Source organism: Bacteroides sp. 214, assembly GCF_010501015.1.
Lineage (GTDB): Bacteria > Bacteroidota > Bacteroidia > Bacteroidales > Bacteroidaceae > Bacteroides.
This window is the reverse complement of the sequence record NZ_QVML01000004.1, coordinates 213,773-237,237: the sequence shown is the minus strand read 5'-3', so window position 1 is coordinate 237,237 and position 23,465 is coordinate 213,773. Positions and strand designations below refer to the sequence as shown.

The window sequence follows — 23,465 nt, the reverse complement described above, 5'->3', positions numbered from 1 at the left end:
AAAAGGTAACAACAAACTATAACCATCTTTTTGCATAATATCTTTTTTAGGCAAAGATAAAAAACATAAAGTGACTCCTCAACTTTTTACGTTGACCCGGTATTTCAACCCCAAATACTTGACGCGTCAACTCTTTATACTTGAAGCGTGTAGTCTTTATACTTGACGCGTCAAGTATAAAGACTACACGCCTATACTATTTCCTTTGTATTTTGAGACAGGTTTTTTAACCGTACAAAAGGGTTAGGTTTCCTTATTTTTCCATGGCGTCAATTCGTACATCGTGTAGCATAACACAGTTATTTGTTGCGGTGCCATAAGTGTAAGAGGATCTACCAGAATTGATGATGTTGAAGCCAAAACCACCGAAGGTATTCTGTCCTAACTCGCCGGTGGGGTCGGTCCAGGAAAGATCGACCGTATTAGCAAGGTTCTGCTGGATTTGCAATGGCGTTCTCTCCGATTGCGTTGAAGCCATTACCCGTAGGGTATTTCCCGTAGTTGAAACGGTTAGGGTGCTTTGAGGCATAAAGGCAGCGGTCAGCAGACCTGTCGTCAAGGCAGTTTGACTGGCATCATTGTAGCGATAAAGCGTCCATAGTGTTGCACTGGTACTAGCCGGGACACGTTCCACGCGCAAACCATATCCTATACGGGTAATCGGGTCGTACTTAACAAAGATATCCAGGTAACAACCGTTACCACCGAATCCTTGCCCTTCGACTTTGCCAGTGGAGTAGTTCAATGTCAGCGACATGTCCCCGTATTGGCTGGGTTGACCAAAGACAAGTCGAGCGTTTTGGTCCCGATTGTGATTATTCATCAATCCCCAAATCCGGTCCGCTCCGTTGGTACCGATTCCCCAGCCCCACGGTTCTAAGGCTTTGTCCTCGCTATCAACAAACCACCGTCCGATGGTAGTCAGATGGTTTTCATTGGTAAAATAGAGATTTTCAAAGTCGGTAAAGAGCGAAGTATCCCGAACGTCATCCACTGTGATTGCGCGCGAAGTATAAAGCGTTAGCGAAGAGTTGGCTGCCGGACTGAACTCATACTTCGGCGTAACTACCGCGCGCAGGTAGTACCCTACATCATACTTGCTTAGTGTATATTCTTTATAAGGATCATCTACAAAAAGCCCAGCCTCGTCATTCCTCATAGTACCGATGTGAATGCCATTTGTGGTCGTGGGGCCAGATTCGCGGTACCACTCAATCCGGGAAACATCGCGGTAAGCAAGTTGGTCGAGCGTGTAACTAAGGGTCACCCAGTTAGGAGCAATCTCAATCGCGGGTGCCGCTAGCAGGGGAGCTGCAACAGGTACCGGACGAATGGAAAGTGTAACGCCGGCACTTAGTCCGCTCGGGAGCACGGCGGTCACACTCGTCTCAATGATAGCACCGGTACAATTGGGTCGAGCCGACAGTGTTAGGACACCGGTCGATGGGGTAATTTCACCGTTCAATAACGTTGTGTCGTACTGCCAGATAATCTGACTAACATTCACGGACGCAGCAGGAGCAGGAGCAGGTGTCAAAACGACCCGATTCTCCTCACCCGTCTGGTCGGAATAAAGGATTTTTCCGCTCGAACCAATCAAGAAACGGAAGGGAAGGTTAGTATAAGGAGCCCATTGAAGTGTATTTTGTTCTTTCGGATCCCAGCCATCGGTACCTCTCAAGAGATTATAAACATTGTATTGATCACCTACTTTAAAGGCCTTTAAAGCCTCTCCACTCAAAGTGACGGAAGTCTGTGGCTGAGAAGGACTAATCACCAACGGTGTTTTGTCCTCGCCCAGGGTATTGTTGTACACTGAGTGACGAGCATCCTCGCGCACATTGTTTTCCCACTTTACCGTTTCTATTCGCCCTAAGAATTCGGTATCGATAATGGCGTAGATTGAGCTAGCCGTTGCTCCGTTTCCCCGAGATGACTTAGCCAGCGAGAGATCTGTATGAGTCATCTGCGGCATACCGATGATAGTGCATCCCAGCAGGGCATTGATAGTCCCGGAACCGGAAGCGGAGTAGGTAGGATTGTTACCGTAAAAGTAAAAGGTGCAATTTTCATACACATTCATCTTGCCGTCGAACACCGCGTCGTCCGTACATTGAAGGATACAATCCTTGAAATATGCACGGGTGGGCGAAAAGCCGGCCATCATGTTCAGATAGCCTATGAAGCGAACATTCTCAAAAGCCATCCGGTCAATACCGGGGGTAGCGCTGCGCAGCACCTCGGCATGATTCTTTGAGTCGATACGTTTCGAAATACTCTGAGACGGGTCACGCGGATAGAGCAAATCTTCCTGCGAATAGTTGGCAATGGTGATGTTCTTGCCACGGAAACCGGTAGAAAGAGCAAGCGTATACCAACTGCCGGTAGCACCCAGTCCTTTGGAACCGCCTTCGCCACGGTTGCCACAGATATGGACATCTTTCGCCTCTGCAGTCAGACCGATAAAGGAGAGGTTCTCCCCCCGAATGGTAAGTCCTACATTTGGAGGATCAATCACAAAGCCGCTGTCATCAAACGGGAAGCCCTGTCGATAGGTCAAGTCCGTCCAGTAAACACCGGGGGCGACATACACCGTTGTTCCTTCCGGTAGTGTCAGCGTGCGCTGATCGGCTGATAGCTCGCCCAGAGTTTGCAACGTAGCAGCGACATAGGGGCTTTTCAGTTCCTCCTCAGAGGCATAGGCGTTTAATAAACGGTGTTTCTCATCCACTTGCAGCCATTTGGCATAGAGGGTCATCGTTTTAGAGACAGAGTCGTTCAGAAAATCCCACATATACACCTCGGCGGCAGGATCCGTATACCAACCCACAAAAACCCAGCCCGCTTGAGTGGGGCGTGCCGGAACCTCGATGGTGTTACCCGCCTTTACTGTTTGCGAAGCGACTGGAGTTCCACCACCGGTATCGAAGCGAACCGTATAATTTTGTCCGTATGCATTGGCTGTGACGGACAGCACGCTCATTAAAATAAGAAAGATTTTGATTTTCATTGTATTCTATTTATGGTTTGTGCGCTCCAAGTTAAGACTTTCTCTTCAAAACACAAAAGGAGACGGTGGAATTATCACTCTTAGCCCGCATATTCCCTTCAGAATATCGTGTGTAGAAATCAAGAGAATCTTTTAGGGTTCTCTTCTTTTTTTGCATTATTATATCTAGTTTTGTAAAGACAAGTAAAACGAACGGCATAAAGCGATTTGTATGAAGACAAAATTATTGGTTATTATCTTGCTATTGTTAGTTTCCATTAGCTCCACCTGCTCATTTGCACAAATGCGCATGACCTCTTTTGACCATAAAGATGTTATACACCTATTCAACAATAAAGATTTGTCTGACTGGGAATTTGTACTGCAAGACAACACATCAAAACCTGAAGACATTTTTACGGTAAAAGACAGCATTCTGCATATAGAAAGCAATACGTTGGGATACATGTATACCAAAGAAAAATACGATAACTATCGTTTATATATAGAGTGGCGTTGGATAAAACCCTCTTCGGACAACGGTATATTTGTACTAATCAACGAGAGCAACAAGCCTTACCCTTCGGCCATTGAATGCCGATTAAAAGAAAACAATTCGGGAGATTTTATTATTTACGGTAACGCCAGTTTAGCAGAGTATACTACACACGAAAACGAAACACGCCCACTTTTCCCTACCATAGCCAAGAAATATGAGTCCAATGAAAACCCTGTTGGCGAATGGAATCAGTTAGATATTTTTATTATAGAGGGCATAGTAAGCGTTTATATTAATGGGAAATTTCAGAATGAAGGAACAAGCCTGATAAAGAGTGGACACGTAGGAATAAAGTGTGTTAGTGGTGAACCTATTGAGTTTAAAAGGTTCTTTTTGATAAAGATTAATCCGTAACGCTACTTTCAATCCTGCTTAACGAACAATCCGTTCGTCCATCTAAACAGGAACAAATCTCGCATATAACTCTTCAGTTTCTCTTTACTATCACCCTCTATATACTCGGGGGTAGTCAATACAATTGTCATTTCATCACTTTCGGCAGAGAGTTCTGTACGTGTTAAAAACACGTCGGCTTTACGCAAGGCATAGTAATAATCTGTCAATGCAGCAGAGTCGGCAGGCTGTTGCAGGAAATCAGCCAAGAGAGGTGTTTCCATATAGTTTTCGGAAGGAAGCTCTTCCCACATAGCCGAATAAAAACGAATGCTACTATCACACACCGGTGCACAAGCGGTAGACACAGTACAAAGCACATTGGTACTATCATTCAATGCCAGTACTTTAAGTTGCCAAGTACTCTTTTCTGTCATCTGAATTTTAATATAGGTAGGCGTCAGCACCAGCATTTCGGAAATAGAATCAAACTTATTCCTCACTTGTGCTTTCATATTACCGTCCAAATAATCGATAAAATCTGCTTTATTTACAGGAGATAATAAAGGAGTCAGCGAATCGGGCATGGCAAGAAAGTATGTCCTAACCTCTTGTGCCTTTAGAAAAGTACAAGAAAACAGTAAGGTAAGCAATAGGAGAAATTGTTTCATCAGGGAGTTGTCTTTATTTTGTACCCAAATATAAAAATATCATTCCAATTAATACCAGAAGCAGGTCAATTGCTTTGCTTTTTAAGTTCTTTTCACGGAAGAAGAGTGCCCCACACAAGAAAGAGACAATCACACTGCTTCGTCGCACCATAGAGACAATAGAAATCATCGAATCATCGTAACTTAAGGCATAGAAATAAACGAAATCGGCAGCACACAGAAATAAAGAGATAAGAATAATAACCGGAGTCCAACGGAAAGGTGTTGTCATTTTGCGCTTTGGCCACCACAACAACAGCAAGATAGGGCACATAATAAAGACTTGATACACATTATACCACGACTGCACCAACATAGGGTTAAACTGTCGCATCAAATATTTATCATACAATCCACTAACAGCACCAAACACAGCAGCCAAGACAACAAACAGAATCCACTTATTGTGCGCAAAGTCTATCCCTTCTTTCTTTCCTGATCGGCTTAACATAAAGAAGGAGGTAATTGCTAACAACACACCAACCCATTGATAAAGGTTCAGGCGTTCGCCAAATATAAGCATCGCACCAACCAACACCATAACAGGACGGGTCGCATTAATGGGGCCCACAATTGTAAGTGGTAAATGCTTCATGCCAAAATAGCCGAATATCCACGAAGACAGCACAATAAAAGACTTTATCACGATGAACTTATGTACCTCCCACCCCTCCACGGGGACATAAAAAAGTGTCTGGTTCAATAAGTTTGGCGAAAAAGCAGATATGATGATAAATGGAAGAAACACCAAACTGGAAAATACCGTATTAAGGAACAATACCGGCAACACCGCATTGTTCTTCAACGATTGTTTTTTGAACACATCGTAAAAGCCCAACAATGCTGCTGACGTAAAAGCAAGTAATAACCACATAAGTAGTACGATTAAATATTATAGGAAAAGTTCTTCAGGATAAGCCACATCGACCAAGAATAGCGCATTGCCGGGCACGGAAGTGCCCGCCTTACCCCTATCTTGCTGCTCAATCACCCGCCTAAAGCCATCAACAGTGAGCTTCCCCGCTCCTACTTCGAGCAGTGTACCTACAATTGCCCGCACCATATTCCTCAGAAATCGGTCGGCAGTAATGGTAAATACCCATGTATGTTCATCTTGTTGCTCCCACCGGGCATGAGTTACCTTGCAGTTATTGGTTTTTACATCGGTATGCAGTTTACTAAAGCTGGTAAAGTCGGTATAATCAAACAATGTTGCTGCCGCTTCATTCATTCGGTCAAAATCGGGCGAATGATGAAGACGACAACTATATTGACGGTTAAAGGGATATTTACGTGTCGTAATATAGTATTTATATGTACGAGCCACTGCGTCGAAACGGGCATGAGCGTCCGGCTTTACCTTTCTCACTTCATAAACAGATATATCCTGAGGAAGTATGCGGTTTAGTTTATCGGTAACCAGCATCACATCCAGTTCCTGCTCATAGTCAAAATGGGCAACCATCAACGAGGCGTGTACACCCGCATCTGTACGTCCGGCACCAATAACTTCTACCTCTTGTCGCAGGAAAGTAAACAAGGCCTTCATTAAATATTCCTGAATGCTCTCTCCGTTGGGTTGTATTTGCCAGCCGTGATAGTTAGTACCATCGTAGGCTAAATAGATGAAATAGCGCTGCACGTTTTATTGTTTTGGTTTATCGCAGGCAAAGGTAATATTTTTAACGCATAAATTCTTCGATAAGTTTCTTTATGGCTTTTGTAGCATCCCTTTCTTTTTCAAAGAGAGAAACAAAATAACTGCCTACAATAGCCCCCGACGCATTTTCACAAGCTGCGCGGAAAGTTGCTTGATTACTAATACCAAATCCTACCATACAAGGATTTTTTAATCCCATATCTTTAACTCGCTTGAAGTACGTTTGCTTCTGCCCGTCGAAATTTTGTTGTGCACCGGTCGTTGCCGCGGATGACACCAAGTAGATAAAACCGCTCGTGTTATTATCTATTTCGCGTATTCGTTCTTCACTGGTTTCGGGAGTTACGAGCATTATTGTTTTCAAATCATATTGCTCGGCTATAGAACGATAATATTCTTGATATTCTCTGAATGGGAGGTCGGGAATAATCATACCGTCTATTCCACAGGCTACACATTCGCTACAGAAACGGTCGAACCCGAATTGCAGAATAGGATTGAGGTATCCCATAAACACCAATGGTATCTTTACTTTTTGGCGTACATCGCGTAGTTGTTCAAAGAGTAGTTTCAATGACATACCATTACGCAGTGCTTGTGTGGCAGCTTTTTGAATAACTACGCCATCGGCCATCGGATCACTAAACGGTATTCCTATTTCAATCATACCTACCCCGTTCTGTTCGAGAGTCTTTATAACCTCCACTGTGTTATCAAGCGTGGGAGCACCCGCACAAAAATAAATAGAGAGTACATCTTGGGGGGTGCTACTGAATAATTGATTGATTCTGTTCATCTTTATTGTTTTTAGTTTATTATTTAGATAATTCATGCAGAAACTGCGCTACCATTTTGGAATCCTTTATGCCGGGTTCTGTTTCAAAGCGGCTATTTATATCATACCCCGCCAGTTTGGGGTGCCGAAACTCTTTTAGTGCGCAGATATGACTAAGATCTATGCCTCCGCTAAGCAAGAAAGGAGTGTTTCCTTTGTAACTGTTTAGAATACCCCAGTCGAACTGACTGCCCGAACCTCCATAGCCTTCACACTTTGTATCGAATAGAAGGTAATCGCATACGCCTTCGTATAGTGCTGCTTGTTCCAAGTCCTCTTCATGTGCTATAGGTAGTGCTTTTATCAACTGTAACCCTTCTCGCATCAGAGCCTTGCAGTATTGAGGTGACTCGCTTCCGTGTAGCTGTACCGCATTCAAGGAGAAACAATTGGTAAGTGTCAATACATTTTCTTGTTCTTCATTTACAAAAACGCCTACCCGTTTTGCTGTGCGTGGCAGATACGTCGGCTGCTCCCGAAGGTAACGTGGCGACTTAGGGTAGAAGATAAAACCCATAAAGTCCACACCCAAATTCTCTATGTCAAGGATATTTTGAGTTTCGCGCATCCCACATACTTTTATCAATTTATTATTAATCATTATGCCCTTATTGTATTTTCAGTTGTGTCACAAAATCAGCAAGAGCAATAGCTGGTTTATCGGTTTTCATAAATGTTTCGCCAATAAGAAACCCACGAAAACCATTTTTACGCAGTTGCTTAACAGTATCGGGCTGAGATATTCCGCTCTCCGAAACCAATACTATATCTTTGGGCAACAATGCTGCCAGGCGAAAAGAGTTCTCCACATCCGTATGGAATGTACTCAGGTTACGGTTGTTTACACCAACCATATCAATATGGGGGTTTACATACACAAGTTCCTTTTCGTTATGAATTTCCAGCAATGTTTCCAATCCGAGTCCGTGCGCTTTCTCTGCCAATGCATTACATTCTTCTTGCGTCAATGCCGAGGCTATAAGAAGCACTGCATCTGCACTTATTATTTTGGCTTGATATAGCTGATATTCATCCACAACAAAATCTTTTCTTAAAATAGGTATGTTAATCAAAGGACGAACAGAGCGAATATCTCTCAGATTGCCACCAAAATATTTTTCATCGGTCAGAATAGAAAGAGCGGCAGCGCCCGCTTCCTGATAAGAAGGAATTATATCGACAGGTTGCGCATCTCTGTTTATCCATCCTTTTGAAGGCGACCTCCTTTTAAACTCGGCTATAATGCCTGTATCAGAATTTATTAATGCAGCGCGCATTGAATGTTTTTTAGAAACGTCGGTAAGATTCTTTTCTAATTGAAGCGCAGAGACAGAGCGTTTTTGCAAGTCTATCTCAAAGCGTTTATTGGCAATGATTTCGGATAAGATGTCTTTATCTTTAGAATTCTTATTCATACTTCTTGTTATTGGTTTATTTCAATGAATTTCTTTAGTGCTAACTTTGCCTTTCCACTTTCAAGCGATTCTTTGGCTATTGCTATACACTCTTCTATGGTTTTTTCTGGTTGGACAACTCGAATAGCGAAAGCCGCATTCGCCACTACCACATCTTTCTGGGCTGAAGTAGCACAGTTGCTCAACACATTATCGAATATACAAGCTGCTTCCTCCGGAGTTGCCCCACCATCTAAATCGCTTTCTTTGTAGCGCGGAAAGCCCAAGCTCTCGGGCGAGTAAATCTTTTCACTGTCATTGGTAGCAGCCTTAAACGAGCTTGTAAGTGAAATCTCGTCATAGCCATCCAGACTGTGGATAACAGCAAACTTACTTTCTGTTTTCTGAAAAGTATAGCTGTATAGTCGCAGCAGAGGCAGATTATAAACACCCAGCAGTTGATATTTGGGCGAAACCGGATTGACTAACGGACCCAACATATTGAAGAACGTGCGAACGGCAAGCGACTTCCGCACAGGAGCAACCGCTTTCATAGCGGGGTTAAACAAAGGAGCGTGCAGGTAAGCTATATGACAGCTTTCCATGCTGCGACGAAGCACATCAATATCTGTCGTAAATTTCACACCATGTTGCTCTATCACATTACTGGCTCCGCTTACAGATGTAGAGCCATAATTCCCGTGTTTAACCACCGGGATTCCTGCTCCGGCAACAGTAAAACAGGCTGCGGTAGATATATTGAAGGTATTCTTTCCATCCCCTCCTGTACCCACAATATCAATTGGTTCGAATTCATTCAAATCTACCGTTGTGCGCATTTCCATCAGTGCATCACGAAATCCACACAACTCGTCTACGGTTATATTTCTCATTAGAAATACAGTAATAAGAGAAGCTACTTGTGCATCGTTGTACTTTCCTCCAGCTATATTTTGAAGTATCTCGCGTGCCTCTTCTCGCCCCAGATATTGGTGTTCAAATAATTTATATAATAGTTTTTTCATCGTTTCAAACATTTAAAAAGTTAGCAATTATTGTTCTCCCTTGTGGGGTTAGTATAGATTCCGGATGAAATTGGATGCCATGTACATCGTATGTCTGATGCCTGATAGCCATAATCTGCTTTTCTTTACTCTCGGCAGTAATTATCAATTCACCCGGAAGCGTCTCTCTGTTTATAACCCAAGAGTGATATCTACCCACAAGTAGCTGTTTATTCAAGTCCGAAAAAATGGTATCATTCTCTATGATATCAATGGGAGTTTGCACACCGTGATAGACATCTCGCAAGTTCTCTAATGTTGCGCCGAATGCTTCTCCAATGGCTTGATGCCCCAAACAAACGCCCAATATGCTTTTCGTTGGTGCATAACAACGAATAATAGATAGTAGCAGTCCGGCTTCTTGTGGTATTCCGGGACCGGGCGACAGTATTATTTTGTCAAACATCGCAACTTCATCCAAGGTTATTTTATCATTGCGATACACTTCTGTTTGAGCATTGCCTAACTCTTTTACCAAATGAAGCAAATTGTAGGTAAATGAGTCGTAATTATCGAGTATCAATACTTTTTTCATAATCTATCATTGTTAGTTTTTTAAGGATGAAGCCATATCAATTGCCTTTTTCAGTGCACCGAGTTTGTTGTTTACCTCTTGTAGTTCAGATTCATCTTGACTACCTGCTACAATCCCTCCTCCTGCCTGAAACCACAATTCGTTGTTGCGGCTAACAAACGTACGAATGGTTATAGCCTGATTTAATTCTCCATTTAGTCCGATGAACCCGATGCATCCTCCGTAAGCTCCTCTGTTATGTGGTTCTATTTCGCTGATGAGTTGCATAGCACGTACTTTGGGCGCGCCACTCAGTGTTCCTGCCGGAAATGTATCTATAAATGATTTTATAGAATCGGCTCCTTCGTTTAGAGTTCCGCTAACACGCGAAACAAGATGAATAACATGACTATAATATTGAGGTTCTTTGTAGAATGTTACACGTACATCGTGGCAGTTACGGCTTAGATCATTTCGTGCCAAATCTACCAACATTACATGTTCAGCATTTTCTTTTGGGTCATTGAGCAATATTTCGGTTAGTTCCTTGTCTTTCTTCATATCTCCGGTACGGTGGGTAGTTCCTGCAATGGGGTCGATATATGCAGTAGCACCCTCTATTTTGCAATGCGTTTCGGGCGAAGAACCGAAAATACGGTATCCGCCAAAGTCAAAATAGAACAAATAAGGAGATGGATTAATGCTACGCAAGGCACGATACACCTTAAAATCATCACCCTCGAATGGTTGAATAAACCGACGAGAGAGTACAATCTGGAACACATCGCCCCGCAAACAATGAGCAATACCTTTGCGTACATTTGCTTTATGCTGCTCATCAGTAATCGTACTGTATACTGCCCCTGTAACAGCGAAGTTGTAGGATGCGTAGTTACGATTGTCGATAACCGATTCAAGTTGGTTTAGCTGGCTCGCTTCGCCATCAGATAGCACTTCTACAAGTACCAATTCGTTCTTAAAATGATTGAAAATGATTACATACTTATATAAAATGTATAAGATATCGGGGGCATCATTTAGCTCGTCATGGCTCTCTTTTATCTTGATTTTCTCGAAGTATTTCACGGCATTGAAAGTGGTATAACCATATAATCCGCATACATCGGCATTGTCGCCGGTTATATTGAACTGCCCTATAAAGCTGTTAATTGCTATTTCTACGGTAAACTTATCTGTTAGCGCTGTTTCTTTACTGCTACCGTCGGGATAGGTAGTTGTCACCAAATCATTGTTGACGCCTATGCTTGCCAATGGGCAAAGAGCTATAAACGATAGGCTATTCTCGCCTGCATGATAATCCGAACTCTCCATAAGAACGGATTGCGGATATAAATCGCGCACTTTCAGATAAATACTGACCGGTGTATGTAAATCGCCTAATACCTGCTTGCTATTTGTGGCGTAATCGTATTTTTTTAGCTTGTATCTATTCATATTCTATCGAGATAAGTGTTAATATCTTTATCGCCTCTGCCGGATATGGTAAGAACAATTACCGCATCCGGGGTCAGAGAAAGTTTATTTAATACTCCTACGGCATGTGCCGATTCGAGTGCCGGGATAATCCCCTCCAGCTTGGTTAGTTCGTATGCAGCCTCTATCGCTTCGTCATCATTGACAGGTATCACTGTTGCACGATTCTTCACAGCCAGGTTAGCATGTATGGGGCCAATTCCCGGATAGTCTAACCCTGCCGAAATAGAATAGGGTTCTTCTATTTGTCCATCTTCGTTTTGAATAACGTATGTGCGTGTACCATGAATAATGCCGGTTTTCCCTAATGTGATAGTAGCTGCGGTCATGCCGGTTTCAACGCCTTTGCCTCCTGCTTCTGCCAATATAATCTGTGTGCGCATGTCGTCTATAAAGTGATAAATTGTTCCGGCAGCATTGCTTCCCCCACCCACACAAGCAATGAGATAGTCGGGATGTTCGCGCCCTTCTTGTTCTAACAATTGTTTCTTTATTTCTTGACTGATTACAGATTGTAGTTTCGACACCATATCTGGATATGGGTGTGGCCCAACCACTGAACCGATGATGTAAAACGTATCGGAAGGATGACAACACCAATCGCGAATAGCCTCGTTGGTAGCATCTTTTAGTGTCATATTGCCAGATGTTACAGGAATAACCGTTGCACCCAACATGTTCATCTTTTCCACATTTACCACTTGGCGTTCTACATCCGTTTGCCCCATATAAACGACACATTCCATATCCATCAGAGCGCACACAGTGGCTGTTGCTACGCCATGCTGTCCGGCTCCGGTTTCGGCAATAATACGTTTCTTACCCATTCGGCGTGCCAGTAATATTTGTCCGATGGTATTGTTTATCTTGTGAGAACCGGTATGGTTCAGGTCTTCTCTCTTCAGGTATATCTTATATCCGTATTTTTCAGAAAGACGCTTTGCATGATAGAGAGGTGAGGGACGCCCCACATAGTCGCGCAATAGTTGTTCGTACTCCTGCCTGAAGCTATCACTTTGCATTACTTTTAAGTAAGTATTTTGTAGTTCTTCAACACATTGATGGAGTATTTCCGGAATATAGGCACCACCGAACTCTCCATAATAGCCATTTTCATCGATTAGGAAACTTTTCATAAATTACTTGGTGTTTATTGATTTAAAAACGAAAGAGCCCCGTCGCAGGCGCGACAGGGCTCTTATAATATTATATTCTATTAGTATAGTATATACACGAGACTGCTACCTTACGACTTTCGAAGTTGTAAGTAGCGCCACCAACATGTATTTACTAATAACATTCTCATTTGTTCTTTTGTTACGTTTACGAGGCAAATGTAGACATAATGTTTGAAAAAGCAAGCGGAGAGTGATTTTTTATTAAAAAACGCCACAAACTATTTGATTCTTATCTTAGCAAAAACGGCTACCATCCACCACCTTAAACCCACGAAGCAACTCCCCGATACTCATCCGTTTTTTTCCGGCAACTTGCAAAGAGTTTACAGATAAAGCACCATCAATCGTAGCTACATGTAAAAAGGTCTTACCATCAGTTAGGAGTGTGCCAACAGGTAAGTGATGCTCCGGCTCTACCTTCTCACTTTCAAAGATTTTTACGGTAACACGTTTCCCATCGGGTGTTTCCATCTCTGTCCACGCCCCCGGATAGGGAGAAAGTCCTCGTATAAAGTCAAATATCTTTTTTGTAGGCTGGTTCCAATTTATCGCACAAGTCTCCTTAAAGATTTTTGGTGCCGGACGAAGTTCTCCTTCTACCTGCATCTCTTCTTGAGGTATTGATTTAATCGTGTTATTAATAATAGCATCGACCGTTTCTACTACTAATTCACCTCCCAACATCATGAGTTTATCGTGCACAACACCCACATTGTCTGTATCGGCAATAGGGATACGCACTTGTTGAATTACTTCGCCTGTATCTATTTCGTGCGTCAGGAAGAAAGTAGTAATTCCTGTTTCTGTTTCGCCATTGATTATGGCCCAATTTATGGGAGCAGCCCCACGATATTGAGGCAATAAAGAAGCATGCAAATTAAATGTTCCTAACCGTGGCATATCCCATACCACTTCGGGCAGCATACGAAAGGCAACAACTATCTGAAGATCGGCTTGCCAAGCACGCAAAGCATTCAGAAACTCTTCATCTTTCAATTTCACAGGTTGCAATACCGACAGTGCGTGAGCTTCTGCATATTGTTTTACCGGAGATGCTTGTAATTGATTATGATGGCGACCAACCGGTTTGTCGGGCATTGTAACAACGCCTACCACATTATACCCTCCTTCTACCAAACAGCGAAGAGGTTCCACCGCGAAATCCGGTGTACCCATATAAACAATCCTTAATTCTTTCTTATCCATAATTTATTCTGTCGAGAACTGAACCAGCACCTCACGATATGAACTAAATATTTTAGATTTGGACACAAAGCCCAAATACTTACCGTCTGTACTTACTACAGGAAGATTCCACGCTTTTGTTTCGTCAAAGGTACGCATCACTTGCTCCATATTATCGGTATCATAAAGACGGGCAGGTAATGCCGTCATTAATTTACCCACAGTAAACCGATGGTAAAGCTCCTGTCTGAACATGATGTTCCGAATATCATCCAGCAACACAATACCCAAAAGCACACCATCTTTATCTACCACAGGAAACATATTACGTTTGGAGTTAGAGATAACCTTTACCAAATCGCCCAAATCCATATCAGGGGCAATGACGGTAAAGTTATTCTCCACCACATTTTCCATCTTCATAAGTGTAAGTATGGCTTTATCTTTGTTGTGAGTAAGCAGTTCTCCTTTCTTCGCCAAACGCATGGAGTAGATACTATGCGGCTCAAAAACAATAATAGTAAGGTAAGAACAAACAGAAACAATAATAAGGGGAAGCAGCAGATCGTAGCCTCCGGTAAGTTCGGCAATCAGGAAAACACCGGTCAACGGAGCATGCATTACACCACTCATTACACCCGCCATTCCCATAAGAGCAAAGTTCTTTTCGGGCAAAGCAGGAATAAATTCGATTGTGTTACTCATGAAAGAAAAGATAAACCCCACGATGCAACCCAAGAACAAAGAAGGAGCGAATGTCCCACCCGTTCCACCTCCACCGTTGGTAGCACTGGTAGCAAACACTTTGAATATTACTATCAAGAGCAAGAACAGCACCAGCAAGCTACTGTGTCCATAAAAGAATGAATTGTTCAAGATGATATCCCACTCTACTGCAGAGTTTCCGTTAAGTAGCAGTTCAATCGTATCATAACCTTCGCCATAAAGTGGGGGAAAAAGGAAGATGAGTACACTCAACATAATAGCTCCTAACATAAATTTCTTATACGGATTCTTCAATTTACCAAAGATACCCTCTACCCAGATCATAGCGCGGGTAAAGTAGAGAGAGACCAAGCCACATACTATACCCAACAATATCACGTATGGGATGCGTTCCATCTCAAAAGCACTATCCTGATTAAAGCGGAACATGGCTTCGGTGCCCGTGAGCAAATAAGAAACTGTTGTTGCCGTAACCGAAGATATCAACAATGGAAGCAATGAGGTCATAGTTAGATCGAGCAACAGCACCTCAATGGTGAATACCAATCCGGCAATAGGTGCCTTAAAGATACCGCCAATAGCTCCTGCCGCTCCACAACCAACGAGTAGCATTAGTGTGCGGTGTTCCATTTTGAAAGCACTTCCTAAGTTAGAACCAATAGCCGAACCGGTAAGCACAATAGGTGCTTCGGCTCCTACCGACCCCCCGAAACCAATTGTTATAGAGCTGGCAAAGATAGACGACCACATGTTATGTCGCTTAATACGTCCTTTGCGACGAGATATGGCATAAAGTATTTTGGTTACCCCGTGACTGATATCATCCTTCACAATAAGCCTGACAAACAATCCGGCAATAAAGATACCCACAACCGGATAAACCAAATAGAGGTAGTTGGCACCTGTTGCACTAAAATTATCGGTTAAGAAATTCTGAATGGTATGTATGAGCATTTTAAGTACATACGTAGCGATAGCTGTAAATACGCCAACAAACAAGCTCAATATCAGAATGAACTGCTTTTCCTTTATCGTTCTCTCACGCCATAACAGAAAACGCTGAAACCAACTTGCACCTTTATTGTTCATGCTTCAAATTATATTCCTTTGCCGGAAAACACTTCGCGAATCGTTCCTATCAATATCCTAAAGTCCATCAGCAACGAGCAGTTATCTACATAATAAAGTTCGTATTGCGAACGTTCAATCATTGCGTCAATAGAACTTGCATATCCATACTTCACACTTCCAAGTGAGGTCACGCCGGGTTTTACCGTAAACAAGCGAACACACTCCGGTTTCCGCTCTATCAGTTGTTTGGAGAAATAAGCACGCTCGGGACGTGGACCTACCATCGACATTTCGCCACGCAACACATTCCACAACTGCGGAATTTCATCTAAATGATATTTACGGAGCACACGACCAAAGGGAGTAATCCGTTTATCGCCCAAGACTGCCAATTGCGGAGTGTCTTGCTCTGCTGCTTCGTACATCGTGCGAAACTTGATTAACTTAAACGGAACACTGTTTTTGCCCAGTCGTTCTTGTATATAGAATATGCTTCCTGTGTTTTCTAAACGAATACGAATGATAATATACAGCAATAGCGGCAGGCATACTACCAGTCCAAGAAAAGCAACAATATAATCCAACAAGCACTTTATCATTCTCTAATAACCTTTATCACTCCACCTTTTCCCAATTTAATAATACCCGAAGGTCTGGGGTGGCTCGTATCTTCTTGTTTATATGTTACAATGTAATCAACAGCGGCTTTTATCTCTTCGCTTATTTCACTAAAATTACTTGGAGAAGGCTGTCCGCTTACATTGGCAGAGGTAGAAACAATCGCTTTGCGAAAACGTTGACATAGTTTGCGCGAAAAGTCTTCGGATGTTACACGTATACCCACACTGCCATCTTCAGCCAATAAATTGGGTGCAAGATTTCGGGCACCGGAGTAAATAATAGTGAGTGGTTTATCCGTCAATTCTATTAAATCCCAAGCTACATCGGGCACTTCATCTACATAGAAATCTACTTTCACCGAACTGTCAACCAACACAAGCAGTGCTTTGCTATCTATTCTTTTCTTTATATCGTACACACGTCGAACGGCTTCTTCATTTGTAGCATCGCAGCCAATACCCCATATCGTATCGGTAGGATAGAGAATAACCCCTCCCTTATCCATTACTTCGCAGGCTTTTTTAATATCATCTTGCATACGTTTGTTTTTACCTTACATAGTATTGTCGCGCAAAAATAGTCATTTACAACGAGTGGAAAAACCAAAACAGTACATTTATTTGTTATACTTCCATTTTCATTAACAAGTTAAGAAGCTGTTTTGAATTTCCACAGAATAATTACTATAAGCTTCTTATTTGTTAAACAGCCAATAAAAAGTTACTTTTGCAGCCAATAAAATAAAACCCTATGGAAGATTTAAGATTTTATCATACGTTACCTATCCAATTACGTTTCAACGATTTCGATAAGTTTGGACATGTAAACAACACCGTTTACTTTATGTATTACGATTTAGGAAAAGCGGAGTACTTCAGCACGGTTTATCCTCTCTTGGACTTAGAGAAAAATGGTGTAGTTGTGGTAAACATAGAAGCTAATTTCCTTTCGCAAATTAAGGCAAGCAGCAATGTAGCAGTAGAGACAGCAGTAGTAGAGATAGGGAATAAAAGCATGACATTGGTACAACGCGTAATAGATACAGATAGTAAAGAGGTAAAATGTATCTGCAAATCAATACTTGTTGCGTTTGATTTAGAGAAGCACGACTCAAAAGAGATTCCCGAAGATTGGAAAGAAGCTATTTGCGCGTTTGAACGTAGGGACTTGAGAAAGAAGAAATAACCATCCAAACGGAGTTTATCGAAATAGGTCTTCACCTTCACAAAACGCTATAACTACATAGCTGTAAGTAGGTTATGTGTGAAGACCTCCTCTTTTATCCTTCACAAGGTCTTCACAACAAATTTTCTGACTGATTTTCGCATCATTTCTCAGTGTTTTTTGCACTAAAAACCAGTGAATTCAGCACCAAAAAACACTGAGAAATTAAGAGCACTTAAGTAGCTTATTTACAAGACTCCAGTACCTTTCTTGCCATCTTTCCGTCTACATTGCGTCCTTCTCCAACCTTTATACCACGTTCTGTAAAACGACGTTCAACTTCCGCGATGATATCTTCGCCAATGCCGGCTTCAGACAAGTGGGTAGCCAGTCCTAAGGATTTGAAGTAAGCCTCGGTTGCTTCGATTGCTTTATCAATACGTTCTTCTTCGCTACCGGTAGTTATTCCAAACACACGTTCGGCATATTGAAGTAGTTTGTCATGCTTCTGCTCTTTCAATACACGCAGCATAGCAGGATAAACAATAGCCAAAGATGCACCATGAGCAATACCGGTTAGCGCAGTCAACTCGTGTCCCAACATGTGTGTAGCCCAATCTTGAGTCACACCCATCTGGATCATATCGTTCAAAGCCAACGTTGCCGAAAGCATAAAATCGGCCATTACATCATAGTTTTTTGGGTCTTCTTTGATTTTCGGGGCGATATCCAACAACGTAAGCAAGATTCCTTCTGCCCAACGATCCATCACACGCGACTGTCCCGGAGTAGTCATATACTGTTCCACCACATGTACAAACACATCCGATAGTCCATTGGCTATTTGTGTAGATGGCAGCGAGTAGGTTGTTTCAGGATCCAAAATGGAGAACTCCGGATAATTTCCTCCGAAAGCATACTTTTCATTAGTCTCCTTGCGAGAAATAACCGCACCGCTATTCATTTCCGATCCGGTTGCCGGGAGTGTCATGACCGAGGCAAACGGAATAGCCTCGGGTGCAAAACCTTTCTGTACAATACTCCATGGGTCTATTTTTTCGCGTGCTCCCAACGTTGCAGCAATCAGTTTTGTGCCATCAAGCACAGAGCCGCCACCCACAGCGAGCAAAAAGTCAACACCATGCTCTCTGCCTAACGCTACTGCTTCGCGCACTGTTTCTACCGATGGATTGGGCTCTATTCCCCAAAATTCAATATACTGATGGCCGGCTAAAGCTGTCGCTACCTGATCATACACACCGTTTTTCTTAACACTACCGCCTCCAAAAGTAATCATGACCTTCTTCTCTTTTGGGATGAGTTCACTTAACTTGGCTATTTGTCCTTTTCCAAACACCAACTTGGTAGGGTTTTGATATACAAAATTCTTCATAATAGCTGTTTTTTAATAGAAACAAAACCACAGACGCTTGTTTCGCCCGGGGAAGCAAATATAAGTATTATTAATTATTCCACAGAATGAAAATCATATCTTCACAATTGCGAGCTGATTTTGATTGAATAAGGAGATTATCCAAAAAAACATTATCTTTACGCCCCTAAAACGGAATTAAAATGAATACAATCAACAGTTACAACGAGTTTGAACAATACGTAGGCAAAGAGCTGGGAGTATCAGAGTACATAACTATTTCTCAAGAGCAAATTAATCTATTTGCCGATGCAACACACGACCATCAATGGATACATGTTGATGTGGAACGCGCTAAGGAAGAAAGCCCCTTTAAGAGTACTATTGCGCACGGTTACCTCACGTTATCTTTGCTGCCACACTTGTGGGAACAAATCGTAGAAGTAAAAAATGTTAAGTCATTAATAAACTACGGTATTGACAAGCTTAAATTCAACCAAGCGGTAGTTGTTGGTAGCGAAATAAGGCTGCGTGCCAAACTCATGTCTATTGTCAATCTGCGTGGTGTAGCCAAAGCCGAGATGAAAGTAACCATGGAAATCAAAGATTCTCCAAAGAACGCATTCGAAGCGACAGTAATTTTCCTATACCACTTCGAAGAGGGTTTTAAAGGATAGATATCACCGTTATTAATTAAATCTTTTTAATTATATAGTCCGCTCCTATTATTCTATAGTTTTTTTCGTACTTTTACAAGCCCTCTTTAGAGGTTTGCCTTTACAGGCCTAAGAAAAGGAAAGAAAATACACTATATAATGAACCACAGATGGAATTATCTGCCCATTACACACGAACAAGAAGAGATAAGCCGGGAACTGGCATATGAGATAGGGGTCAGCCCTATCTTAGGAAAGTTATTGGTTCAACGTGGGATTACAACGCCCACTGAAGCCAAGAAGTTTTTCCGTCCGCAATTACCGGATCTGCATGACCCATTTCTGATGAAAGATATGGATATTGCAGTGGCTCGCCTGAACGAGGCTATGGGAAAGAAAGAACGAATTTTAGTTTATGGAGACTATGATGTAGATGGAACAACTTCGGTTGCTCTTGTTTACAAATTCTTGCAACAGTACTACTCAAACATTGATTACTACATACCCGATAGATATGAAGAGGGTTATGGAGTCTCTTACAAAGGCGTAGATTATGCGCTCGAAACAGGAGTAGGACTTATCATAGTACTTGATTGTGGCATTAAAGCAGTTAATGAAATTGCTTACGCAAAGGAAAAAGGAATCGATTTCATTATCTGCGACCACCACGTGCCCGACGATGTACTGCCTCCTGCAGTAGCTATCCTTAACCCCAAACGTTTTGACAACACCTACCCCTATCAACATCTTTCGGGATGTGGCGTAGGTTTTAAGTTTATGCAGGCCTTTGCCATGAACAATGGCATAGAGTTTCATCACCTTATCCCACTGCTCGACTTAGTGGCGGTAAGTGTGGCTTCGGACATTGTCCCAATTATGGGCGAGAACCGCATCCTCACCTATCATGGGTTGAAGCAGCTGAACAGCAACCCGAGTGTAGGACTGAAAGCTATTATAGATATTTGCGGACTAACCGACAAAGGTGACATTACCGTAAGCGACATCGTCTTCAAAATAGGTCCGCGCATCAATGCATCGGGACGTATTCAGAATGGGAAAGAAGCCGTAGACCTTCTTACCGAAAAAGATTTCTCCATTGCCTTGGAGAAAGCTGACCAGATAAACCTCTACAATGAAACACGCAAAGACCTCGACAAGAGCATGACCGAGGAAGCGAACAAGATTGTAGAAGAGCTGGAAGACTTGTCAGACCGCCGCTCCATTGTTATCTTTAATGAGACATGGCACAAAGGAGTTATTGGAATTGTGGCATCACGTCTTACCGAAATCTTTTATCGCCCAGCCGTAGTACTTACCCGCACAGACGATATGGCTACCGGTTCGGCACGCTCGGTATCGGGCTTTGACATCTACAAAGCCATAGAACATTGTCGCGACCTGTTAGAAAACTTTGGTGGACACACTTACGCCGCCGGGTTATCAATGAAAGCAGAAAATGTTCCCGCTTTTACCAAACGTTTCGAGGACTTTGTTGCCGAGCATATACTGCCCGAACAGACCAGTGCCGTGATTGACATTGACGCGCTGATTGACTTCAGAGATATAACACCCAAGTTCTTCAATGACCTGAGAAAGTTCAATCCATACGGGCCGGACAACAACAAGCCAATCTTCTCCACGCATCATGTATATGATTATGGAACGAGCAAAGTGGTAGGACGCGATCAGGAACATATCAAACTGGAGTTGGTCGACAATAAATCCAACAATGTGATGAATGGTATTGCCTTCGGACAAAGTTCGCACGTTAGATACATCAAAACCAAACGTTCCTTTGACATTTGCTATACCATCGAAGAGAACACCCACAAACGAGGCGAAGTACAATTACAAATAGAAGACATCAGACCAGCAGAATAGGAACCTCACCCCAACCCTCTCCAAAGAAGAGGGAGGAGAGACCTGTGGCATGAACTTCTTCTCAGGGTATATTAATTACGGTATGAGTAGTAATATAGATAAAGAGAACATCCCGAATGGTTCTTCCCCCTCTTCTTTGGAGAGGGATAGAATGAGGCTCATACTCAAACAATACTGGGGTTACGACACCTTTCGCGACCTGCAGGAAGAAATCATTGAGAGTATTGGTTTGGGTAAGGACACACTGGGCTTAATGCCTACGGGTGGCGGAAAATCCATCACTTTCCAAGTACCCGCGTTGGCAAAAGAAGGAATCTGTATTGTGGTAACTCCACTCATCGCCCTGATGAAGGACCAGGTACAGAACCTAAGAAATCGCGGAATCAAAGCCATTGCAGTTTATTCGGGCATGACACGGCAGGAAATCATCATAGCGTTAGAGAACTGCATCTTTGGAGATTATAAGTTTCTCTACGTTTCGCCCGAACGAATCAACACCGACATTTTTCGCGCCAAGCTACGCTCCATGAAGGTAAGCATGATTACCGTGGACGAAAGCCACTGCATTTCGCAATGGGGATACGACTTTCGCCCGGCGTACCTTAAAATAGCCGAACTAAGAGAACAACTCCCCGGCGTACCGGTGTTAGCACTAACTGCCACCGCCACCCCCGACGTCGTAAAAGATATACAGGACAAACTTCTTTTCGCACAAGAGAATGTGTTCCGCATGAGCTTTGAGCGAAAGAATCTGGCATACATCGTTCGCAACACGGACAATAAGCAAGGAGAGCTATTACATATTCTAAACAGCCTGCCCGGAAGCGCCATTGTATACGTACGAAACCGCAAGAAAACCAAAGAGATTACCGAACTGCTACAGCGCGAAGGGATATCCGCCGATTTTTATCATGCAGGTGTAAACAACGACGCTAAAGACCTTCGGCAAAAGAGATGGCAAAGTGGCGAAAGTCGTGTAATGGTTGCCACAAACGCCTTTGGTATGGGAATAGACAAACCAGATGTACGTTTAGTGGTTCATATGGATTTGCCCGATTCTATCGAAGCATACTTCCAGGAAGCAGGGCGGGCAGGACGTGACGGACAAAAAGCATACGCGGTTATTCTGTATGCCAAGTCGGACAAGACCACCCTCAGCAAGCGTATTCCCGACACTTTCCCCGACAGAGAATACATTAAGAACGTGTACGAACACCTCAACTATTATTTTGAAATGGCAATGGGCGACGGACGAGGCTGTACGTTTGAGTTTAGCTTGGAAGACTTCTGTCGCAAGTATAAGCACTTCCCCGTTCCGGCAGATAGCGCGTTGAAGATTCTAACGCAGGCAGGATATATTGAATACACCGAAGAGCAGGACAATGCTTCGCGGCTTATCTTCGTCATTGCTCGCGAAGAGTTATATCGTCTACGAGAGATGGACAAGGAGGTAGACCTGCTTATTCAAACCATTCTACGTTCCTATACGGGAGTATTTACCGACTATGCCTACATCAACGAAGAGTCTCTTTGCATACGCACAGGCATCAAGCGCGAACGTATTTACGAAATACTTAAGTCGCTCTCTAAACAAGGCATTATTGATTACATTCCACACAAGAAAACTCCTTTTATTATCTATACGTGCGAACGTATGGAATTAAAATACCTCTCCATAAGTAAAACAGTTTACGAAGAGCGCAAAGAGCGATACGAAACACGCATTAAAGCCATGATTGAATATGTTTCTTCCGAAACCAATTGCCGCAGCCGTATGTTACTGCGCTACTTTGGCGAGAAAAACGAAAACGATTGCGGACAGTGCGACGTTTGCATATCCAAAAGAAAAGCAGGCAACCTATCGCAAACGGAGTTTGATCTTGTCAGAAAACAGGTACTGGCTCTATTACAAGAGAGTCCGCGTACCCCGGCAGAGATGGGTTTACACATTGAATCGGACAAAGAGATTCTTGCCAAAGTATTAAGTTTCTTGCTGGAGAGCGGAGAGGTGGAAAACGTCAACGGAAAATTACAACGAAAATCATAATCAAACAATAGA

General features: G+C 42.7%; 21 protein-coding genes. 5 read left to right on the top strand and 16 right to left on the bottom strand.

Going from position 1 to position 23,465, the window contains the following annotated elements; translation table 11 throughout:
• Positions 1-253 precede the first annotated feature (253 nt).
• On the bottom strand, positions 254-3,010 hold the full coding sequence (locus D0T50_RS05490) for an InlB B-repeat-containing protein (protein ID WP_163222501.1): 2,757 nt from the start codon (positions 3,008-3,010) through the stop codon (positions 254-256).
• A 211-nt stretch (positions 3,011-3,221) separates the two neighbouring features.
• On the opposite strand from D0T50_RS05490, the gene D0T50_RS05485 reads away from it, so the two are divergent.
• Positions 3,222-3,902: a DUF1080 domain-containing protein gene (locus D0T50_RS05485; protein WP_163222500.1), complete on the top strand. Its 681-nt coding sequence runs from the start codon at positions 3,222-3,224 to the stop codon at positions 3,900-3,902.
• An 8-nt stretch (positions 3,903-3,910) separates the two neighbouring features.
• Here D0T50_RS05485 and D0T50_RS05480 read toward each other — a convergent pair whose 3' ends face one another.
• The 14 genes from D0T50_RS05480 to D0T50_RS05415 form a co-directional block, all read right to left on the bottom strand.
• Positions 3,911-4,552 (bottom strand): DUF3256 family protein, encoded by a 642-nt coding sequence (locus tag D0T50_RS05480; RefSeq protein ID WP_163222499.1) that lies wholly within the window; start codon positions 4,550-4,552, stop codon positions 3,911-3,913.
• Between the two features lie 13 nt (positions 4,553-4,565).
• Entirely contained in the window at positions 4,566-5,465 is a 900-nt protein-coding gene (locus D0T50_RS05475) for a DMT family transporter (protein WP_163222498.1), read from the bottom strand.
• Positions 5,466-5,483: 18 nt separating this feature from the next.
• On the bottom strand, positions 5,484-6,233 hold the full coding sequence (gene truA / locus D0T50_RS05470) for a tRNA pseudouridine(38-40) synthase TruA (protein WP_163222497.1): 750 nt from the start codon (positions 6,231-6,233) through the stop codon (positions 5,484-5,486).
• Between the two features lie 40 nt (positions 6,234-6,273).
• On the bottom strand, positions 6,274-7,047 hold the full coding sequence (gene trpA / locus D0T50_RS05465) for a tryptophan synthase subunit alpha (protein WP_163222496.1): 774 nt from the start codon (positions 7,045-7,047) through the stop codon (positions 6,274-6,276).
• A gap of 19 nt (positions 7,048-7,066) precedes the next feature.
• Entirely contained in the window at positions 7,067-7,687 is a 621-nt protein-coding gene (locus tag D0T50_RS05460; RefSeq protein WP_163222495.1) for a phosphoribosylanthranilate isomerase, read from the bottom strand.
• A gap of 7 nt (positions 7,688-7,694) precedes the next feature.
• Positions 7,695-8,501 (bottom strand): indole-3-glycerol phosphate synthase TrpC, encoded by an 807-nt coding sequence (gene trpC, locus D0T50_RS05455; protein ID WP_163222494.1) that lies wholly within the window; start codon positions 8,499-8,501, stop codon positions 7,695-7,697.
• 8 nt (positions 8,502-8,509) lie between these two features.
• The gene (gene trpD / locus D0T50_RS05450; protein ID WP_163222493.1) at positions 8,510-9,505 is read right to left on the bottom strand and encodes an anthranilate phosphoribosyltransferase; all 996 of its coding nucleotides are present in this window, start codon (positions 9,503-9,505) and stop codon (positions 8,510-8,512) included.
• Between the two features lie 4 nt (positions 9,506-9,509).
• A complete protein-coding gene (locus D0T50_RS05445) occupies positions 9,510-10,079 on the bottom strand; it encodes an aminodeoxychorismate/anthranilate synthase component II (protein ID WP_163222492.1) in 570 nt (189 codons plus the stop codon).
• 12 nt (positions 10,080-10,091) lie between these two features.
• The gene (locus D0T50_RS05440) at positions 10,092-11,513 is read right to left on the bottom strand and encodes an anthranilate synthase component I family protein (RefSeq protein ID WP_163222491.1); all 1,422 of its coding nucleotides are present in this window, start codon (positions 11,511-11,513) and stop codon (positions 10,092-10,094) included.
• Complete coding sequence (trpB, locus tag D0T50_RS05435; protein WP_163222490.1) at positions 11,510-12,688, bottom strand: tryptophan synthase subunit beta; 1,179 nt, start codon at positions 12,686-12,688, stop codon at positions 11,510-11,512. The genes D0T50_RS05440 and trpB overlap by 4 nt, the downstream gene beginning before the upstream one ends.
• A gap of 276 nt (positions 12,689-12,964) precedes the next feature.
• Positions 12,965-13,939 (bottom strand): methionyl-tRNA formyltransferase, encoded by a 975-nt coding sequence (gene fmt, locus D0T50_RS05430; RefSeq protein WP_163222511.1) that lies wholly within the window; start codon positions 13,937-13,939, stop codon positions 12,965-12,967.
• Positions 13,940-15,730, bottom strand: a complete 1,791-nt coding sequence (locus D0T50_RS05425; protein ID WP_163222489.1) for a chloride channel protein — start codon at positions 15,728-15,730, stop codon at positions 13,940-13,942. It lies immediately after the preceding gene.
• Between the two features lie 8 nt (positions 15,731-15,738).
• On the bottom strand, positions 15,739-16,311 hold the full coding sequence (locus D0T50_RS05420; RefSeq protein ID WP_203558186.1) for a sugar transferase: 573 nt from the start codon (positions 16,309-16,311) through the stop codon (positions 15,739-15,741).
• On the bottom strand, positions 16,308-16,871 hold the full coding sequence (locus tag D0T50_RS05415) for an L-threonylcarbamoyladenylate synthase (protein ID WP_163222488.1): 564 nt from the start codon (positions 16,869-16,871) through the stop codon (positions 16,308-16,310). Before D0T50_RS05415 ends, D0T50_RS05420 begins: the two co-directional genes overlap by 4 nt.
• A gap of 212 nt (positions 16,872-17,083) precedes the next feature.
• Between D0T50_RS05415 and D0T50_RS05410 the strand changes: the two genes are divergently transcribed.
• Positions 17,084-17,518 (top strand): thioesterase family protein, encoded by a 435-nt coding sequence (locus D0T50_RS05410; protein WP_163222487.1) that lies wholly within the window; start codon positions 17,084-17,086, stop codon positions 17,516-17,518.
• Positions 17,519-17,741: 223 nt separating this feature from the next.
• Here the strand turns inward: D0T50_RS05410 and D0T50_RS05405 are convergent, their stop codons facing one another.
• Complete coding sequence (locus D0T50_RS05405) at positions 17,742-18,890, bottom strand: iron-containing alcohol dehydrogenase (RefSeq protein ID WP_163222486.1); 1,149 nt, start codon at positions 18,888-18,890, stop codon at positions 17,742-17,744.
• A 182-nt stretch (positions 18,891-19,072) separates the two neighbouring features.
• Between D0T50_RS05405 and D0T50_RS05400 the strand changes: the two genes are divergently transcribed.
• The 3 genes from D0T50_RS05400 (at position 19,073) to D0T50_RS05390 (ending at position 23,453) form a co-directional block, all read left to right on the top strand.
• Positions 19,073-19,546 carry a MaoC family dehydratase gene (locus D0T50_RS05400; protein ID WP_163222485.1) on the top strand — a complete coding sequence of 158 codons (474 nt, stop codon included), beginning with the start codon at positions 19,073-19,075 and terminating at the stop codon, positions 19,544-19,546.
• Between the two features lie 138 nt (positions 19,547-19,684).
• The gene (recJ, locus tag D0T50_RS05395; RefSeq protein ID WP_163222484.1) at positions 19,685-21,406 is read left to right on the top strand and encodes a single-stranded-DNA-specific exonuclease RecJ; all 1,722 of its coding nucleotides are present in this window, start codon (positions 19,685-19,687) and stop codon (positions 21,404-21,406) included.
• Positions 21,407-21,557: 151 nt separating this feature from the next.
• Positions 21,558-23,453: an ATP-dependent DNA helicase RecQ gene (locus D0T50_RS05390; RefSeq protein ID WP_239058218.1), complete on the top strand. Its 1,896-nt coding sequence runs from the start codon at positions 21,558-21,560 to the stop codon at positions 23,451-23,453.
• The last annotated feature ends 12 nt before the right edge of the window (positions 23,454-23,465 follow it).

Excerpts from the sequence above, each read along its gene's own strand:
- D0T50_RS05490 (WP_163222501.1), bottom strand. The coding sequence starts at position 3,010 with ATGAAAATCAAAATCTTTCTTATTTTAATGAGCGTGCTGTCCGTCACA.
- D0T50_RS05485 (WP_163222500.1), top strand. The coding sequence starts at position 3,222 with ATGAAGACAAAATTATTGGTTATTATCTTGCTATTGTTAGTTTCCATT.
- D0T50_RS05480 (WP_163222499.1), bottom strand. The coding sequence starts at position 4,552 with ATGAAACAATTTCTCCTATTGCTTACCTTACTGTTTTCTTGTACTTTT.
- D0T50_RS05475 (WP_163222498.1), bottom strand. The coding sequence starts at position 5,465 with ATGTGGTTATTACTTGCTTTTACGTCAGCAGCATTGTTGGGCTTTTAC.
- trpA (WP_163222496.1), bottom strand. The coding sequence starts at position 7,047 with ATGAACAGAATCAATCAATTATTCAGTAGCACCCCCCAAGATGTACTC.
- D0T50_RS05460 (WP_163222495.1), bottom strand. The coding sequence starts at position 7,687 with ATGATTAATAATAAATTGATAAAAGTATGTGGGATGCGCGAAACTCAA.
- trpC (WP_163222494.1), bottom strand. The coding sequence starts at position 8,501 with ATGAATAAGAATTCTAAAGATAAAGACATCTTATCCGAAATCATTGCC.
- trpD (WP_163222493.1), bottom strand. The coding sequence starts at position 9,505 with ATGAAAAAACTATTATATAAATTATTTGAACACCAATATCTGGGGCGA.
- D0T50_RS05445 (WP_163222492.1), bottom strand. The coding sequence starts at position 10,079 with ATGAAAAAAGTATTGATACTCGATAATTACGACTCATTTACCTACAAT.
- D0T50_RS05440 (WP_163222491.1), bottom strand. The coding sequence starts at position 11,513 with ATGAATAGATACAAGCTAAAAAAATACGATTACGCCACAAATAGCAAG.
- trpB (WP_163222490.1), bottom strand. The coding sequence starts at position 12,688 with ATGAAAAGTTTCCTAATCGATGAAAATGGCTATTATGGAGAGTTCGGT.
- D0T50_RS05425 (WP_163222489.1), bottom strand. The coding sequence starts at position 15,730 with ATGAACAATAAAGGTGCAAGTTGGTTTCAGCGTTTTCTGTTATGGCGT.
- D0T50_RS05420 (WP_203558186.1), bottom strand. The coding sequence starts at position 16,311 with ATGATAAAGTGCTTGTTGGATTATATTGTTGCTTTTCTTGGACTGGTA.
- D0T50_RS05415 (WP_163222488.1), bottom strand. The coding sequence starts at position 16,871 with ATGCAAGATGATATTAAAAAAGCCTGCGAAGTAATGGATAAGGGAGGG.
- D0T50_RS05410 (WP_163222487.1), top strand. The coding sequence starts at position 17,084 with ATGGAAGATTTAAGATTTTATCATACGTTACCTATCCAATTACGTTTC.
- D0T50_RS05405 (WP_163222486.1), bottom strand. The coding sequence starts at position 18,890 with ATGAAGAATTTTGTATATCAAAACCCTACCAAGTTGGTGTTTGGAAAA.
- D0T50_RS05400 (WP_163222485.1), top strand. The coding sequence starts at position 19,073 with ATGAATACAATCAACAGTTACAACGAGTTTGAACAATACGTAGGCAAA.
- recJ (WP_163222484.1), top strand. The coding sequence starts at position 19,685 with ATGAACCACAGATGGAATTATCTGCCCATTACACACGAACAAGAAGAG.
- D0T50_RS05390 (WP_239058218.1), top strand. The coding sequence starts at position 21,558 with ATGAGGCTCATACTCAAACAATACTGGGGTTACGACACCTTTCGCGAC.